This window comes from Sphingobium sp. V4 (genome assembly GCF_029590555.1).
Taxonomy (GTDB): Bacteria; Pseudomonadota; Alphaproteobacteria; order Sphingomonadales; family Sphingomonadaceae; genus Sphingobium.
In genome coordinates this window covers 3,078,949-3,093,507 of record NZ_CP081001.1, presented here as the reverse complement: position 1 = coordinate 3,093,507, position 14,559 = coordinate 3,078,949, and the positions used below count along the sequence as shown (strand labels likewise).

The 14,559-nt window shown below is 67.6% G+C and carries 11 protein-coding genes; 5 read left to right on the top strand and 6 right to left on the bottom strand.

The window, feature by feature from the left end; translation table 11 throughout:
• Positions 1-29 precede the first annotated feature (29 nt).
• The 4 genes from K3M67_RS15325 to K3M67_RS15310 all read right to left on the bottom strand — a co-directional run bounded on the left by K3M67_RS15325 (position 30) and on the right by K3M67_RS15310 (position 4,833).
• Positions 30-1,277 carry a mechanosensitive ion channel family protein gene (locus tag K3M67_RS15325; RefSeq protein ID WP_285831905.1) on the bottom strand — a complete coding sequence of 416 codons (1,248 nt, stop codon included), beginning with the start codon at positions 1,275-1,277 and terminating at the stop codon, positions 30-32.
• A gap of 4 nt (positions 1,278-1,281) precedes the next feature.
• Positions 1,282-2,496: a cystathionine beta-lyase gene (metC, locus tag K3M67_RS15320; protein WP_285831904.1), complete on the bottom strand. Its 1,215-nt coding sequence runs from the start codon at positions 2,494-2,496 to the stop codon at positions 1,282-1,284.
• A complete protein-coding gene (gene sseA, locus K3M67_RS15315) occupies positions 2,493-3,350 on the bottom strand; it encodes a 3-mercaptopyruvate sulfurtransferase (RefSeq protein ID WP_285831903.1) in 858 nt (285 codons plus the stop codon). Before sseA ends, metC begins: the two co-directional genes overlap by 4 nt.
• Before the next feature lie 166 nt (positions 3,351-3,516).
• Complete coding sequence (locus K3M67_RS15310) at positions 3,517-4,833, bottom strand: hypothetical protein (RefSeq protein ID WP_285831902.1); 1,317 nt, start codon at positions 4,831-4,833, stop codon at positions 3,517-3,519.
• A gap of 88 nt (positions 4,834-4,921) precedes the next feature.
• On the opposite strand from K3M67_RS15310, the gene queF reads away from it, so the two are divergent.
• Both queF and K3M67_RS15300 read left to right on the top strand, forming a co-directional pair.
• On the top strand, positions 4,922-5,395 hold the full coding sequence (gene queF / locus K3M67_RS15305) for a preQ(1) synthase (RefSeq protein WP_066864901.1): 474 nt from the start codon (positions 4,922-4,924) through the stop codon (positions 5,393-5,395).
• Between the two features lie 254 nt (positions 5,396-5,649).
• Complete coding sequence (locus K3M67_RS15300; RefSeq protein ID WP_285831901.1) at positions 5,650-8,301, top strand: M1 family metallopeptidase; 2,652 nt, start codon at positions 5,650-5,652, stop codon at positions 8,299-8,301.
• 82 nt (positions 8,302-8,383) lie between these two features.
• Here the strand turns inward: K3M67_RS15300 and ggt are convergent, their stop codons facing one another.
• A complete protein-coding gene (gene ggt / locus K3M67_RS15295; protein ID WP_066864906.1) occupies positions 8,384-10,087 on the bottom strand; it encodes a gamma-glutamyltransferase in 1,704 nt (567 codons plus the stop codon).
• 84 nt (positions 10,088-10,171) lie between these two features.
• Positions 10,172-11,224: a quinone-dependent dihydroorotate dehydrogenase gene (locus K3M67_RS15290; protein ID WP_066864909.1), complete on the bottom strand. Its 1,053-nt coding sequence runs from the start codon at positions 11,222-11,224 to the stop codon at positions 10,172-10,174.
• A gap of 348 nt (positions 11,225-11,572) precedes the next feature.
• Between K3M67_RS15290 and K3M67_RS15285 the strand changes: the two genes are divergently transcribed.
• From K3M67_RS15285 to sufB, 3 genes are all read left to right on the top strand, one after another.
• Positions 11,573-12,517: a helix-turn-helix domain-containing protein gene (locus K3M67_RS15285; RefSeq protein ID WP_066865327.1), complete on the top strand. Its 945-nt coding sequence runs from the start codon at positions 11,573-11,575 to the stop codon at positions 12,515-12,517.
• Positions 12,518-12,634: 117 nt separating this feature from the next.
• A complete protein-coding gene (locus K3M67_RS15280) occupies positions 12,635-13,078 on the top strand; it encodes an RrF2 family transcriptional regulator (protein ID WP_066864912.1) in 444 nt (147 codons plus the stop codon).
• Positions 13,075-14,559: a Fe-S cluster assembly protein SufB gene (sufB, locus tag K3M67_RS15275; RefSeq protein WP_066864915.1), complete on the top strand. Its 1,485-nt coding sequence runs from the start codon at positions 13,075-13,077 to the stop codon at positions 14,557-14,559. Before K3M67_RS15280 ends, sufB begins: the two co-directional genes overlap by 4 nt.

Sequence of the window (14,559 nt, the reverse complement as noted above, 5' to 3'; positions counted from 1 at the left end):
CGCGCGGCGGCGAGCGCGACTCCGTTATGTCACGGAGTGTCGGGCGGCCGGTGGACGACCCGCTGCGGATAGGGGATGGTGATGCCATTGTCGCGGAACAGATGCCACACGCGGCCCAGAACGTCGGACTTCACATTGCCCACGCCACCTTCGGGATCGCTGATCCAGACGAGGATGTCATGCTCCACGCGGCTTTCGCCGAAGCCGGTGAGCCAGACATTGGGCTTGGGATTGCGCAGCACGCGCGGGCTGTCCTGCGCCGCCTGGAGCATCAGTTGCTGGGCGAGCGTGAGATCGCTGTCGAAGCTGATGCCGACGGGGATGCGGACGCGGACGTTGCGGTCGGAATAGGACCAGTTCTCCACCTCCTGGGTCATCAGATTCTCGTTGGGAATCAGATGTTCCTTGCCGTCGCGGGTGATGACGGAGACGGCGCGCACGCCGATCTTGTTGACCCAGCCGAAACTGTCGCCGACGACGATGACGTCCCCCGGCTTGATCGACCGGTCCATCAGCAGGATGATGCCGGCGATCAGGTTGCCGAAGGTCTTTTGCAGGCCGAAACCGATGGCGAGGCCGAGCGCGCCGGAAAAGACGGCGAAGGCGGTGAGATCGATCGAGAGCAGGTCGATGCCGATGAAGAAGGCGGCGACCACCACGACGATCGTGGCAAGTTTCTGCGCCAGCAGCTTCTGGGTCGGGTCGAACCCGTCGGTCTTCTGGATCGAGCGGCCGATGACGCGATTGGCGAGGCGCACGGCGGCGAACAGCGCGACGCAGGTGGCGGCGATCGACAACAGGCCGAGCAGGGTGATGCGCCGCTTGCCGAGATTGATGCCCACCCGGTCCAGCATCTCGCCCACCGGCGCGATCCCGCCGCCGCTGCCCGACACGATCAGGATGAAGAGGATGAGCGCGAGCGGCGCGACGGCCCAGCGCGGGATGGCGAGGCCGCGCAGCACATGGGTGGCGAGCAGCGCAACCACTGCGCCCAGTGCGACGCCCATGACCAGGTGCCCGAGCGAGCCGGTCGGGAAGAAGACGAGGCCCAGCGCCAGCAGCAGCGCGGCGATGCCATGGCGGGTGATGGCGCGGACATGGCCGGCCAGCGCATCGCCCAGCGGCGGCAGGCTGCGGCGCAGGCGCGGTGCGATCGACCGGGCAAGGCCCCAGGCGGCGGCGTAGAGCAGGAGGGCGAGCGCCAGCGCCAGAAGCGGCTGGACGATGTCGGGATCGCCGGGCAGTCGGCGCAGAAGATCGGCCAGGCCCGGCATCATCGCGTCAGCCCCCGTCGCGCGCCGCGCGGAAGCGGGCAAGGCCGGCATCAAGGTCCGCGATCAGGTCCGCCGGGTCTTCGAGGCCGATATGGAGGCGGACCACCGGGCCTTCCGCCTGCCAGCTTGTGGCGCTGCGGTAGCGGGCCGGATCGACCGGGAGGGCGAGACTTTCAAAGCCGCCCCAGCTGTAGCCGATGCCGAAATGGGCGAGGCCGTCGATGAGGGCGGCGCGCGCCGTTTCGTCCCCGCCCCGCAGGATGAAGCTGAAGAGGCCGGTGGAGCCGCTGAAATCGCGTTGCCACTGGGCATGGCCAGGACAGTCGGGCAGCGCGGGATGCAGCACGCGGGCGACGTCCGGCTGGTCCTTCAGCCAGCGGGCGATGGCGAGCGCGCTGTCCTGATGCTGTTGCAGCCGGATGCCGAGCGTGCGCAGCCCGCGCGAGGCCAGCCAGGCATCGTCGGGGCTGGTCATCTGGCCGAACAGATAGGCGGTCTGGCGCAGCTTCGCGAACCAGCCGGAGGTGGCGGTGACGCTGCCCATCATCACGTCCGAATGACCGACGATATATTTGGTGCAGGCAAGGATCGAGATGTCCACGCCATGGGCCATGGCCGGGAAATAGAGCGGCGTCGCCCAGGTATTGTCGAGCAGGGTCACGACCCCGTTCGCCCTGGCCCAGGCGGTGATGGCGGGAATGTCCTGCACCTCGAAGGTCAGGCTGCCGGGACTTTCCAGAAAGATCGCCCGGATCGGCCCAGACGCAAGATGGACATCGAACTGGACAGTCGCGGGATCATAATAGATCGTTTCGATACCGTAACTTTTCAGCAGATGGTCGCAGAAATTGCGGGTCGGGTCATAGGCGCTGTCGACCATCAGCAGCCGGTCGCCGGGCTTGAGCACCGCCATCAGCGCGCAGGCGATCGCCGCCACGCCCGAGGGGAAGAGCATCGTCCCCTCCGCCCCCGGCTCCATTTCGGTGAGCGCGTCGGCCAAGGACCAGGCGGTCGGCGTGCCCTTCCGCCCGTAGAAGAGGCGTTCATGGGTGCTGCGGCCCGCCGCCTGCCGCAAATGGGCGACATCGTCATAGAGGATGGTCGAGGCGCGCCAGACCGGCGGGCTGACGATGCCGCCGGGTTGCCCCGGCATCCCGGTCCATTCGGGCTTGCGGCCGGCCTGGGCGAGTTTGGTGAGGGGCTTGCGCCGATCGTCCGTCATGCGGCGCCCGTGGCCTTGGGCGTGGCGGGGTCGAAGCCCCATTCGGACCAGCTGCCATCATAGAGGCTGACGTCGGTCTTGCCGAGCGATTCGAGGCCGGCGAGGATGATCGCCGCCGTCACCCCGCTGCCGCAGGTGGTGATGATCGGCCGGCCGAAATCGGTGCCCGCTTCCAAGAACAGACGGCGCAGTTCATCGCCCTGCTTCATGACATGGCCAGCGGTGAAGAAGGCGGAGGAGGGAATGTTGCGGCTGCCGGGAATATGGCCGGACGCCATGCCGGGCCGCGGTTCGGCCTCCGCGCCGGTGAAGCGGCCCGCGCCGCGCGCGTCGAGCAACTGGGCCTCCCCGCTGTCGAGATTGGCGAGAATGTCGGCCTTTGTGCGGACCTGCGCGCGATCGAGCCGGGCGATCGCGTTGCCGGGCGCGGGGGCCGGGACGCCGCTTTCGACCGGGCGGCCTTCCGCGATCCATTTGGGCAGGCCGCCGTCGAGGATCGCGGCGCTCATGCCTTGGTCGGCGCCGAGACCATAGACGCGCATCATCCACCAGCCGCGCGCGGCGCTGTGGGTCGGGCTGTTGTCATAGACGATGATGCGGCTGTCGGCATTGACGCCCAGCGCCTGCATATGCCGTGTCATCATGGCGTCGGGCGGCAACATGCCGGGCGTCGGATCGTCGGGATCGCTAAGGCCGGGCAGGTCGAGATAGGCGGCGCCGGGGATATGGGCCGCCGCATATTCGGCGCGCGGGTCGCGCGGGGTGCCGGGCAGGAAGAGGCTGGCGTCCAGGATGACGAGATCGGGCCTGCCGAGTTCGCCCGCAAGCCAGTCGGTGGAAACGAAGATGGTCATGCGGCTCCCTTCAGCGTCCCTCGGTGTCGTCGAAGGCGTCGAGAAAGGCTATAATCCGTTCGGCCCGAGCCTGTCGACCCGAGGGGCGGCGACAGCCAGCGACATTCCTCTTTCTTCTGAAGACAGCAAGGAATTCGACACGCTCAGCCTGGACGGCTCCAAGGCGTCAGGCCGGTGCCAGTTCGGCCGCCGCGCGCGCGGCGGGACGGCGATATTGGCGCGGCCCCTGGTCGAGGCGCAGCGGCGCGAGGCGATCGGCGGGCGGTTCCTGTTCCTGGCCGACGATGAAGGCGCGGGCGGTGCGGCCATGGCCCATCGGCTCGCCCTCCGGCGATTCCCAGCGATAGGCCAGGTCGAAGGCGGCGAGCGGGATGAGCAGGCTGCGCTGGCCCATCTCCACCGGTACGATCTGGTCCGGCGACAGGCGCAGTTCGCCGGTCAGCTGGCGCGTCTCGCCCGGCGCGATCGAGACCGCGCTGTGCAGCGGCAAGCCGTCCTGCCCGGAGAAGAAGCCCTGGAGCAGCGCCTGCTGCTGCGCGCCGGCATTGCCGACGACGCCGCGGATCAGGACGTCCTGCGCCGCGCGGTCGCCGCGATTGTGGAGGATGAGGCTGTAGGCGATGGTGAGGCCCATCAGCGAATAGCGCGCCTGGCTGACCGCCATGTCCATGTCGAGCCAGGGGCGTTCGGCGGCGGCAGTGGCCGACGCGGCGCGCGGTTCAGCGACCGGATCGGCCGCGAGCGCTGCGGCTGCGGGGGCCGGGTCGGGCGCCGTGGGAGTCGAGGGCATCGTGGCCGATATGGGCGGGCGCGCGGCCTCCACCGGCGCGGGCGCTGCGATCGGTTCCGGAGCGGACGGCGGGAGGTCGGCGGGCAAGGGCGCCGGCTGGACAAACACCTCTTCCACTTCTTCCACCGGGCGGCGGCGACGCAGCAGCAGGAAGGCCGCGAGCGCGAGGAGCGCGACCAGGCCGCCGATGATCCAGGGCAGGTTGCTCCCCGATTCCGCCGCGACGGGTGCGGGCGCAGCCGGTTCAGGCGCCTCCACCGCATTGGCGGCAGGCGTGGGAAGCGGCTGCGACGGCGCGGCGGGCGGCGCCGCATCGTCCGCCGATCCGGCGGGTCTAGTCGGCTCCGCCTGGGCCGGCGTCGGCTGAACGGGCGCGGGCGCCTCGCGCCGGGGCGGCGGCGCGGCGCTGGGCTGTTCGGGCGCGGGGCGCGCGGGCGTCGGGGTGGGCGTCGGCGCGGACCTTACCGGAACAGGCGGGGCGACGACCGTCGGCGCAACCACGGGCGGCGCGCTGCGCGGCTGATCGCGATAGACGTCCAATTCCGGCCCCTGGCGGTCGGGATCGGGTGCAGGCGCGGTGCCGGTCGGGGGCAGCTGGAAGCCGGGGGTCGGCTCCGGCGTCTGCTGGGCATGGACGGGCGCGGCCAGCATCAGCGGCGCGGCGAAAAGCAACGGACGAACAAGGATCCCCATGGCGCTGCCAAGGCACAAGCGTCGATGAACCGCAAGTGAATGATGCCGACCGATGACATCAGGCGTGCGATGGCGTAGATGGCGCGGCATGACTGACCTTCCCACACAACCCCCGCATCTGACCCTGCATCTGGGCCAGACCAGCGCGCTGCCCGCCCGGCCGGAAGACGCGGTGCTGGATTATGTGCCCAATCCGCGGCCCGGCAAACCCTATCTGGTGCGCTTCACCGCGCCCGAATTCACCTCGCTCTGCCCGGTGACAGGGCAGCCCGACTTCGCCCATCTGGTGATCGACTATGCGCCCGGCGCGACGATCGTCGAATCGAAGTCATTGAAACTGTTCCTGGGCGCCTTCCGCAACCATGCCGCCTTCCACGAGGATTGCACCGTGGGCATCGGCGAGCGGCTGTTCGAAGAGATGCAGCCCCTCTGGCTGCGGATCGGCGGCTATTGGTATCCGCGCGGCGGCATCCCGATCGACGTGTTCTGGCAATCGGGCGAGCCGCCCGCGGGCCTGTGGCTGCCGCCGCAGGATGTGCCGGGCTATCGCGGGCGGGGATGACCCCCCGTCGCAGGCGTCAAGACTGACCCTTCCCCCTGAAGAAGCGGAACCCGGGCTCCAGGCGGGGGTGACGTTGGAATCTAGGGGGTCCGGCATCCGCGTCGCCTGTTTGACGAACGGGCAACAGGGTTCGACCAACGACATTGGCGCCGATGCCCATCGCTTGACCGGTGGGGCGAAACGGTTGATCCCGCGTTCATCGCGCGCGAGATAGTGTATCGTAGCGCACCAGACGTGTCGGAGTCCCAAAGCCTATGTCCTTCCAGAAAATCCTGCCGCTGCTGATCGCGGCCGCCCCGCTGGCCCTGGCCACCCCCGCGCTGGCCCAGGGCACCGCGCCCGCCGGCCCCGGCGCCGGCATCACCACCCAGCTGCCGCGCGGCGCGGCGCCCAGCCATTATGCGATCGAAGTGACGCCCGATGCGGCGAACCTGAAATTCACCGGCAAGGCGGCGATCGACGTCACCGTCAGCCAGCAACTGCCCGCGCTGGTGCTGAACGCCGCCGACCTGACCATCTCCTCGGTCATGCTGACCCCGGCGAAGGGCAAGCCGATCAAGGGCAGCGCGAAGGTCGATGCAGAAGCGCAGACCGTGACGATGGACTTCGGCAAACCGATCGCGCCCGGCGCGTACCGGCTGGACATCGTCTATGGCGGCATCATCAACCAGCAGGCGAACGGCCTGTTCGCGCTCGACTATACCGACAATGCGGGCGCGGCGAAGCGCGCGCTCTTCACCCAGTTCGAGGCGCCCGACGCCCGCCGCTTCGTGCCGAGCTGGGACGAGCCGAGCTACAAGGCCACGTTCGACCTCTCCGCCGTCATCCCCACCGGCGAGCTGGCGGTCGGCAACATGCCGGTCAAGTCCTCGACCGATCTGGGCGGCGGCAAGACGCGCGTGACCTTCGGCACGTCCCCCAAAATGTCCTCCTACCTGCTCTTCTTCGGCCTGGGCGAACTGGAGCGCGCGACCAAGATGTCGGGCGCGACCGAAGTCGGCGTCATCACCGGCAAGGGCAATACGGGCAAGGCCCGGCTGGCACTGGATGCGTCCGCCGCGATCCTGCCCTGGTTCAACGATTATTTCGGCACCCCCTACCCCCTGCCCAAGCTCGACAATGTGGCCGGGCCGGGCCAGAGCCAGTTCTTCAGCGCGATGGAGAATTGGGGCGCGATCTTCACTTTCGAGCGCGCGCTGCTGGTCGACCCGCGCTTCACGTCCGAAGCGACCAAGCGCCGCATCTACGAAACGGTCGCGCATGAAATGGCGCACCAGTGGTTCGGCGACCTCGTCACCATGGCCTGGTGGGATGATCTGTGGCTGAACGAGGGCTTCGCCAGCTGGATGGCGACCAAGGTGAGCGACAAGCTGCAACCGCAATGGGAGATGCTGCTGACCCGCGTCGACGGGCGCGAGGCGGCGATGAGCCTCGATTCGCTCGCTACCACCCACCCCGTGGTGCAGAAGATCACGACCGTCGACCAGGTGAACCAGGCGTTCGACGCCATCACCTACCAGAAGGGCGAGGCCGTCATCACCATGCTGGAAGGCTATGCCGGCGAGGAGACGTGGAAGAACGGCATCCGCAGCTATATGAAGGCGCACGCCTATGGCAACACCGTCACCGACGACCTGTGGAAGGCGGTCGAGGGCGCCGGCGCCAAGGGGCTGGTGTCGATCGCGCATGACTTCACCAGCAAGCCCGGCATCCCGCTGGTCAAGGTGGAGAGCGCCCAGTGCCAGGGCGGCAATATGCTGCTGACGCTGAGCCAGAGCGAGTTCAGCCGCGACAATAAGGACAAGGCGCCGCTGTCGTGGAACGTGCCGGTGATGGCGCAGACCGTGGGCGGCACGGCGCAGCGGCTGATCCTCCAGGGCAAGGGGCAGATGACGCTGCCGGGCTGCGGCGCCTATGTCGTCAATGCTGGGCAGACGGGCTATTATCGCTCGCTCTATCCGCAGGCCGATGTGAAGGCGCTGGCCAGGGACTTCACCAAGCTCGCCAGCATCGACCAGACCGGGCTGCTGGCGGACAATTTCCAGCTGGGCCTCGGCGGATACCAGCCGATCGGACTGGCGCTCGACCTGGTGGACGCGGTGCCGGCATCGGCCAGCCCGGCCGTGCTGGCCGAAGTGCCCGGCTATCTGGGCAGCGCGCATGACATGCTGGAAAGCGACCCGGCAGCGCAGGCGCGGGTCGCGGCCTATGCCTCGGCCAAGCTCGGCCCGGTGCTGTCGTCGATCGGCTATGACGCGAAGGCCGGGGAAGGCCCGCAGGCGCCGGTGCTGCGATCGGCGCTGGTGTCGACGCTGGGCGACATGGGCGACAAGGCGGTGGTGGCCGAAGCCAATCGCCGCTTCGCCGCGCTGGCGACCGATCCCGCCGCGCTCGACGGGCCGCTGCGCAATGTCTGGCTGGCGATCATCGCGAAGAATGCCGACCAGGCGACCTGGGACAGGCTGCGCGCCATGGCGAAGGGCGCGAAGACCGACCTGGAGAAGAGCAGCCTCTATGCGCTGCTGGGCGGAGCGAAGGACGCGAAGCTGGGCGCGCAGGCGCTCGACCTTGCGCTTACCGACGAGCCGGGCAAGACCACCAGCGCCGCGATCATCAGCCAGGTCGGCGCAGAGCATCCGATGCTGGCGGTGGACTATGTGCTGGCGCACCGCGCGCAATATGAGGCGCTGATCGACGTGTCGGCGCGCAGCCAGGCGCTTGCCCGACTGGGCGGCGGATCGGCTGACCCGGCGATGGTGACGAAGCTGGACGCCTATGCCACCCAATATCTGACGCCCGAATCGCGCAAGGTGGTCGACCGGTCGATCGCCGCGATCAAGACGCGGATCGAGACGCGCGGCCGGCTGAAGGCGCCGCTCGCCGCCTGGTTCGCGGCGAAGAAGTAAGCGGAAACGGAAAAGGGCGGCTCGCAAGGCCGCCCTTTCTGGCTGAATATTATCGAGCCAGATCAGTTCGTCATCCCGAAAATCATTCCTGCAACGATACGCCGGGGCTGCGCGGATCGGCGGCGCCGACCCAGCGACCGTCCGCCATGCGCTCCGCCGCATTGGCCTTGAGGCCGAGGCGGCTGACGGTCACGCGGTGGCCCAGCTTTTCCAGCGGCGCCTTCATCGCCTCAAGCGAGGTGCCCTGTTCCAGCACCAGCCCGTCGCCGTTGAAGAAGATCAGGCCGTGGGCGATCGCATCCTGCGCCGACAGGCCCCAGTCGAAATGGGCGATCAGGGCCTTGGCCACCTGCATGATGATGGTCTTGCCGCCCGCCGCGCCCACGGTGAAGATGGGAGTGCCCTTGTCATCATAGACGATCGTCGGCGACATGGAGGAGAGCGGCCGCTTGCCCGGTTCCACCCGATTGGCGACGGGCTTGCCGTCCTTTTCCGGGGTCAGGCTGAAATCGGTCAGCTCATTGTTGAGGATGACGCCGTTCGCCACCAGCTGGCTGCCGAAGAAGCTTTCGATGGTGGAGGTCCAGGCGGCGATGTCACCGTCATGATCCACGGCGACGAAATGGCTGGTGCCGCTTTCGGGCTGGGGCAGAGAGGTGGTGCGCGGCTGCGCGCCGGGCGGCGTGCCGGGTGTGTAGGCGGTCAGCGCCTTGTTGAGGCGGATCAGCGAGGATCGCTGCCGGAGATAGGCCGGGTCGATCATGCCGCTGACCGGCACCGGGACGAAATCGGGATCGCCGAGCCAGGTGTCGCGATCGGCATAGGCGAGCTGCATCGCTTCGCCGATCACATGCCAGGAGCGCGGATCGTCCTTGCCCCATTGGGCGAGCGGGAAGCGCTCCACCATGCCGAGAATTTCCAGCACGGTGACGCCGCCCGACGACACCGGCCCCATGCCGCACACCGTATAGACGCGATATTTGCCGCAGACGGGCTTGCGCGGCTTCGCCTGATAGGCGGCGATGTCCGCTTCCGTCATCGGCACCGGATTTTTCGGCGCGTTGGTGACGGCGGCGGCGAGCAGCCTGGCGTTCTCCCCGGTGTAGAAGGCGTCCGGCCCCTCCGCCGCGACCCGCCTGAACAGGGCAGCGAGCGCCGGGTTCTTGAGGATCGTGCCCTTGGGCGCGGGCTTGCCGTCGATCCAGAAATAAGACTGAATGTCGGGGAAGTCGGCCCACACGGCGGCGACCGCGCGCATGGCGGTGTCGAGCCGCTCGCGCACCTCGAAGCCTTCCTCGGCGTAGCGGATCGCGGGCTGGAACAGGTCGGCCCAGGGCAGCTTGCCCCATTTCCGGTGCGCGTCCCAGGCGAGCCGCAGATTGCCCGGCACGCCGACCGAATAGCCGCCCGGCCAGGCCTGGCGGAACGGCATCACCTGGCCGTCGGGACCGATGAAGCGGTCGGGCCGCGCGGCGGCGGGGGCGGTTTCGCGGCCGTCGATCGATTCCAGCAGGCCGGTCGCGCCGTCATGGTGCATCAGGAACCCACCGCCGCCGATGCCGCTATTGTGCGGCTCCACGACGTTGAGCGCCAGCATCATGGCGATCGCCGCGTCCGTCGCACTGCCGCCCTTGCGCAGGATTTCCTGCCCCGCCTGCGCGGCGCGCGGGTCGGCGGCCGAGACGGTGGCGTTGGTCGATACCGGATCACGCGCGGAAGCGGCGGCGGCAGGGAGCAGGGCAATGAGGGCGAAGGGGGCCAGCAGGCCGTTCAGGCGGGAGGTCATGGCCGGCACCCTATCGCCGCGACGGCGCTTCGCAACCCCATGATAGACCGGGGTTATGACCGGCAGACCCGATCAGCGCGGGCTTCAGGCGTCGACGCCGACCAGATCGGCGATGCCGCTGACGCCATCGCGCGCCATCAGCGCCTTCAGCTCGGCATTGATGCGCTTCGCGAGATAGGGGCCTTCATAGACCAGCGCGCTGTAGAGCTGAACCAGCGACGCCCCGGCGCGGATGCGGGCATAGGCCTGGCCGCCGGTGGCGATGCCGCCGACGCCGATCAGCGGCAGTCGCGTCCCCAGAAGACGGCGGAAATCCCGGAGCCGTGCGTGCGACAGGTCGGTCAGCGGCGCGCCGGACAGGCCGCCTGCCTCCCCCGCATGGGCCGATCGCAGCGCCGGGCGGGTGATGGTCGTGTTGGACACGATCAGCGCGTCGACCCGATGGTCGACACAGGCGGCGGCGATATCCTCGACATCGGCGGGCTCGAGGTCGGGGGCGACTTTCAGGAAGATCGGCGTGGTGTCGCCGCCGCGCGCCGCCATGACCGCCCCCAGCAGGTCGTCAAGCGCGGCGCGGCCCTGCAAGGCGCGCAGGCCCGGCGTATTGGGGGAGGAGATGTTGACCGTCAGATAGTCGGCCAGCGGCGCCATGCAGGTGACGCCCGTCACATAGTCGGCAATGCCGCGCCCGGCGGCCGTCGCATCCTTGTTCGCGCCGATATTGATGCCGATCACCGGCCCCTCCCCCGCCGGACGGCGATAGCGCGCGATCCGGTCGGCCGCAGCGCCCTGACCTCCATTGTTGAAGCCGAAGCGGTTGATGACGGCGCGGTCCTCCACCAGTCGGAACAGGCGCGGCTGCGGATTGCCCGGCTGGGCCAGCGGCGTCAGCGTGCCCAGCTCGGCGAAACCGAAGCCCAGGCCATGCATCTTGTGCGCGACCCGGCCATCCTTGTCATAGCCCGCCGCCAGTCCGACCGGATTTGGGAAACGGATGCCCGCCACCGTCGTTTCGAGCATCGGATCGGCCCGAAGCGGCGCCGGCGTGGGCATCATGCGCAGCGCGGCGATCGACAGATTATGGGCGCGTTCGGCGTCGAGCGCGAAGAGAAGGGGGCGGATCAGGCGATAGGACATGGGGCGGCGCTATGCCAGCGGCGCGACCGTCCGTCGAGTCACTGTGGCAGAAGCATCACAGCCGTCGGCTTATGACATTTCATGACAGGAAACGTCATGAATGAGACCGTTTCGGACGGAGAAATGTCCGATCCATCCAATAAAATTTCACTGATTCGGGCGTAAACCCAGCTTGCGACCCGAAGGCTCTTAGGCCAATGGCCGATGAGACCTTTTCCTGACCCGGCGGTGATGAACCGCCGGGTCATTTTTTTCGGCAGGGAAAAGAGGCATGAAAAATGCGCTTTTTCAATCCTGTCGCTTGCGTCCCGGCAGAATTGGCGCATAGTCGCGGCCTGGGGTGAAAATATGGGGTTGCACAAGACCAGCAAGCCGGGGAGCAACGTCGCTCTGCCGGACGAAAGGGGACCGCTTTCCTACACGGTCGCAGCCGCGCAGGGGCCGGTGCGGCTTCGTTACTTCGCGCCGCCCGAACATCTGCGCGCCTATTTCGGTTCGCTCTACCTCTTCACCGTCACCGCCGACCATTATGCCGACGCCACCCGCGCCGACGTGCCGCAGCTGCGTTTCATGATCGCGGGCGGCGGGGATTATCATTTCCAGGATGGCGGGGTGATGGCGACGCCGGACGTCTGCCTGCTGGGGCCGACCATGGGGGCGACCCGCTTCGTGCTGGAAGGACAGGCGCGGGTGCTGGGCGTCTCGCTGTTGCCCGCCGGGTGGTTGTCGCTGCATGGCGGGGACGCCAGCACCCTGGCCGATCGCCTGTGCGACCTCGCGGCGGAACGCGGCCCCGCCCATGCCGCGCTGCTCGACCGGTTGCGGACCATGGACGATGCCGAGGCGGAAGAGATGGCAACCCTGTGCTGGAAGGAGCTGGGCCGGCTGGTCAAGCCGGTGCGCAAGGCGACCTGGGCGCTGCTGGCGGCGGTCGACGCCTGGCTGATGGACGAAGGATCGCCGCGGATCGAGACATTGGTGGAAACCACGTCCCTGTCGGCGCGCCAGCTCGCCCGGCTGACCAACAAATATTATGGCGCCCCGCCCAAGCTGCTGGCGCGCAAATATCGCGCGCTGCGCTGTTCGGCGCGAATCGCCCTGGACGGCGACAGCTGGCAGCAATTGTGCGAGGAGGCGGGCTTCTATGACCAGTCGCACTTCATCCGCGAGATCAAGCATTTCATCGGCCTGACCCCGCACCAGTTGCAGACCGAGCCGACGGCCGTGGCCCAGCTGACCCTGCTGCGCCGATCCCTGGGCGGCGACGTGGCGGTGCTCAATCGTTTGAGTTGAGCGTCCCCAAGCAGAAATACCTTGATTAACTGCGCCTGGCGGACCACATGCGCCCAATCGGATGGAATCGGTCCGATTTGAGAATGGTTCGCAATTTGCAAGGGCGCGTGACACGACATGAGACTGTCGAGCTTCGCTGATTATGCGGTCGTGCTGATGTCCGCCGCCGCGCGCCATTGCGGCCACGCCGGGCTCGATCCGGCGCATCACGACCGACAGCCGAAGATGAACGCGACCACCCTGTCGGCCGAAACCGGCATACCCCTGCCCACCGCACAGAAGCTGGTGAGCCGCCTGTCGGCCGCCGGTCTGCTCGAATCGAGCCGGGGCACCGGCGGGGGCGTGCGGCTGTCGCGTCCGCCCGCAGCGATCACGCTGGCCGATGTGGTGGAGGCGGTGGAAGGCCCCATCGCCATGACGGCCTGCGCCGACCATGGCGCCCATGACTGCTCGCTGGAGCAGGACTGCCGCGTGCGCCCGCACATGAATGTGGCGAACAATGCGATCCGCGAGGCGCTCGCGGGCGTCACCATCGCCAGCCTGACACGAGAAATGGCATGACCGAAGAGACCACCACCATCCGGAACCAGGAAGCGCATGACGCGGCCGAGCGCGCATCGACCTACGAACATGGCTGGTCGTCCGCCATCGAGCAGGATTTCGCGCCCAAGGGGCTGAACGAGGACACGGTCCGCTTCATCTCCGCCAAGAAGAAGGAGCCGGAATGGCTGCTGGAATGGCGGCTGAAGGCCTTTGCCATGTGGCAGAAGATGGAGTCGCCCGACTGGGCCAAGCTCAACATCCCGCCGATCGATTATCAGGACGCCTATTATTACGCCGAGCCGAAGAAGAAGGCGGAGCTGAATTCGCTGGACGAGGTCGACCCCGAGATATTGGCGACCTATCAGAAGCTGGGCATCCCCATCGCCGAACAGGAAATGCTGGCCGGGGTGAAGGGCAGCCGCAAGGTCGCGGTCGACGCGGTGTTCGATTCGGTGTCCGTTGCCACCACCTTCCGCAAGGAGCTGGAGGAAGCCGGCGTCATCTTCCGTTCGATCAGCGAAGCGGTGCGTGAATATCCCGACCTCGTGAAGAAGTGGCTGGGCAAGGTCGTGCCGATGCACGACAATTATTTCGCCACCTTGAACTGCGCGGTCTTTTCCGACGGCACCTTCGTCTACATCCCCAAGGGCGTGCGCTGCCCGATGGAACTGAGCACCTATTTCCGCATCAATGCGGAGAATACGGGGCAGTTCGAGCGCACCCTGATCGTCGCGGACGAGGGCAGCTATGTTTCCTATCTGGAGGGCTGCACCGCGCCGATGCGCGACGAGAACCAGCTGCACGCCGCCGTCGTGGAACTGGTGGCGCTGGATGATGCCGAGATCAAATATTCGACCGTCCAGAACTGGTATCCGGGCGACGCGGACGGCAAGGGCGGCATCTATAATTTCGTGACCAAGCGCGCGCTCTGCCAGGGGCGCAACAGCAAGGTCAGCTGGACCCAGGTGGAGACGGGCAGCGCCATCACCTGGAAATATCCGTCCTGCGTGCTGAACGGCGAGAACAGCGTCGGCGAATTCTACTCGGTGGCGCTGACCAACAATCTGCAACAGGCCGATACCGGCACCAAGATGATCCATAACGGCAAGGGGTCGCGTTCGACCATCGTGTCGAAGGGGATTTCGGCGGGCCGCAGCAACAACACCTATCGCGGGCTGGTGCGCGTGGCGCCGGGCGCGGAAGGGGTGCGCAACTTCACCCAGTGCGACAGCCTGCTGCTGGGCGACCAGTGCGGCGCGCATACCGTGCCCTATATCGAGGTGCGCAATCCCTCGGCGCAGATCGAGCATGAAGCCACGACCAGCAAGATCAGCGACGATCAGCTGTTCTACGCGATGCAGCGCGGGCTGGATCAGGAAAGCGCGGTTTCTCTGATCGTCAACGGCTTCGCGCGGGAGGTGTTGCAGCAACTGCCGATGGAGTTCGCCGTCGAGGCGCAGAAGCTGCTGGGGATTTCTCTCGAAGGATCGGTGGGCTGA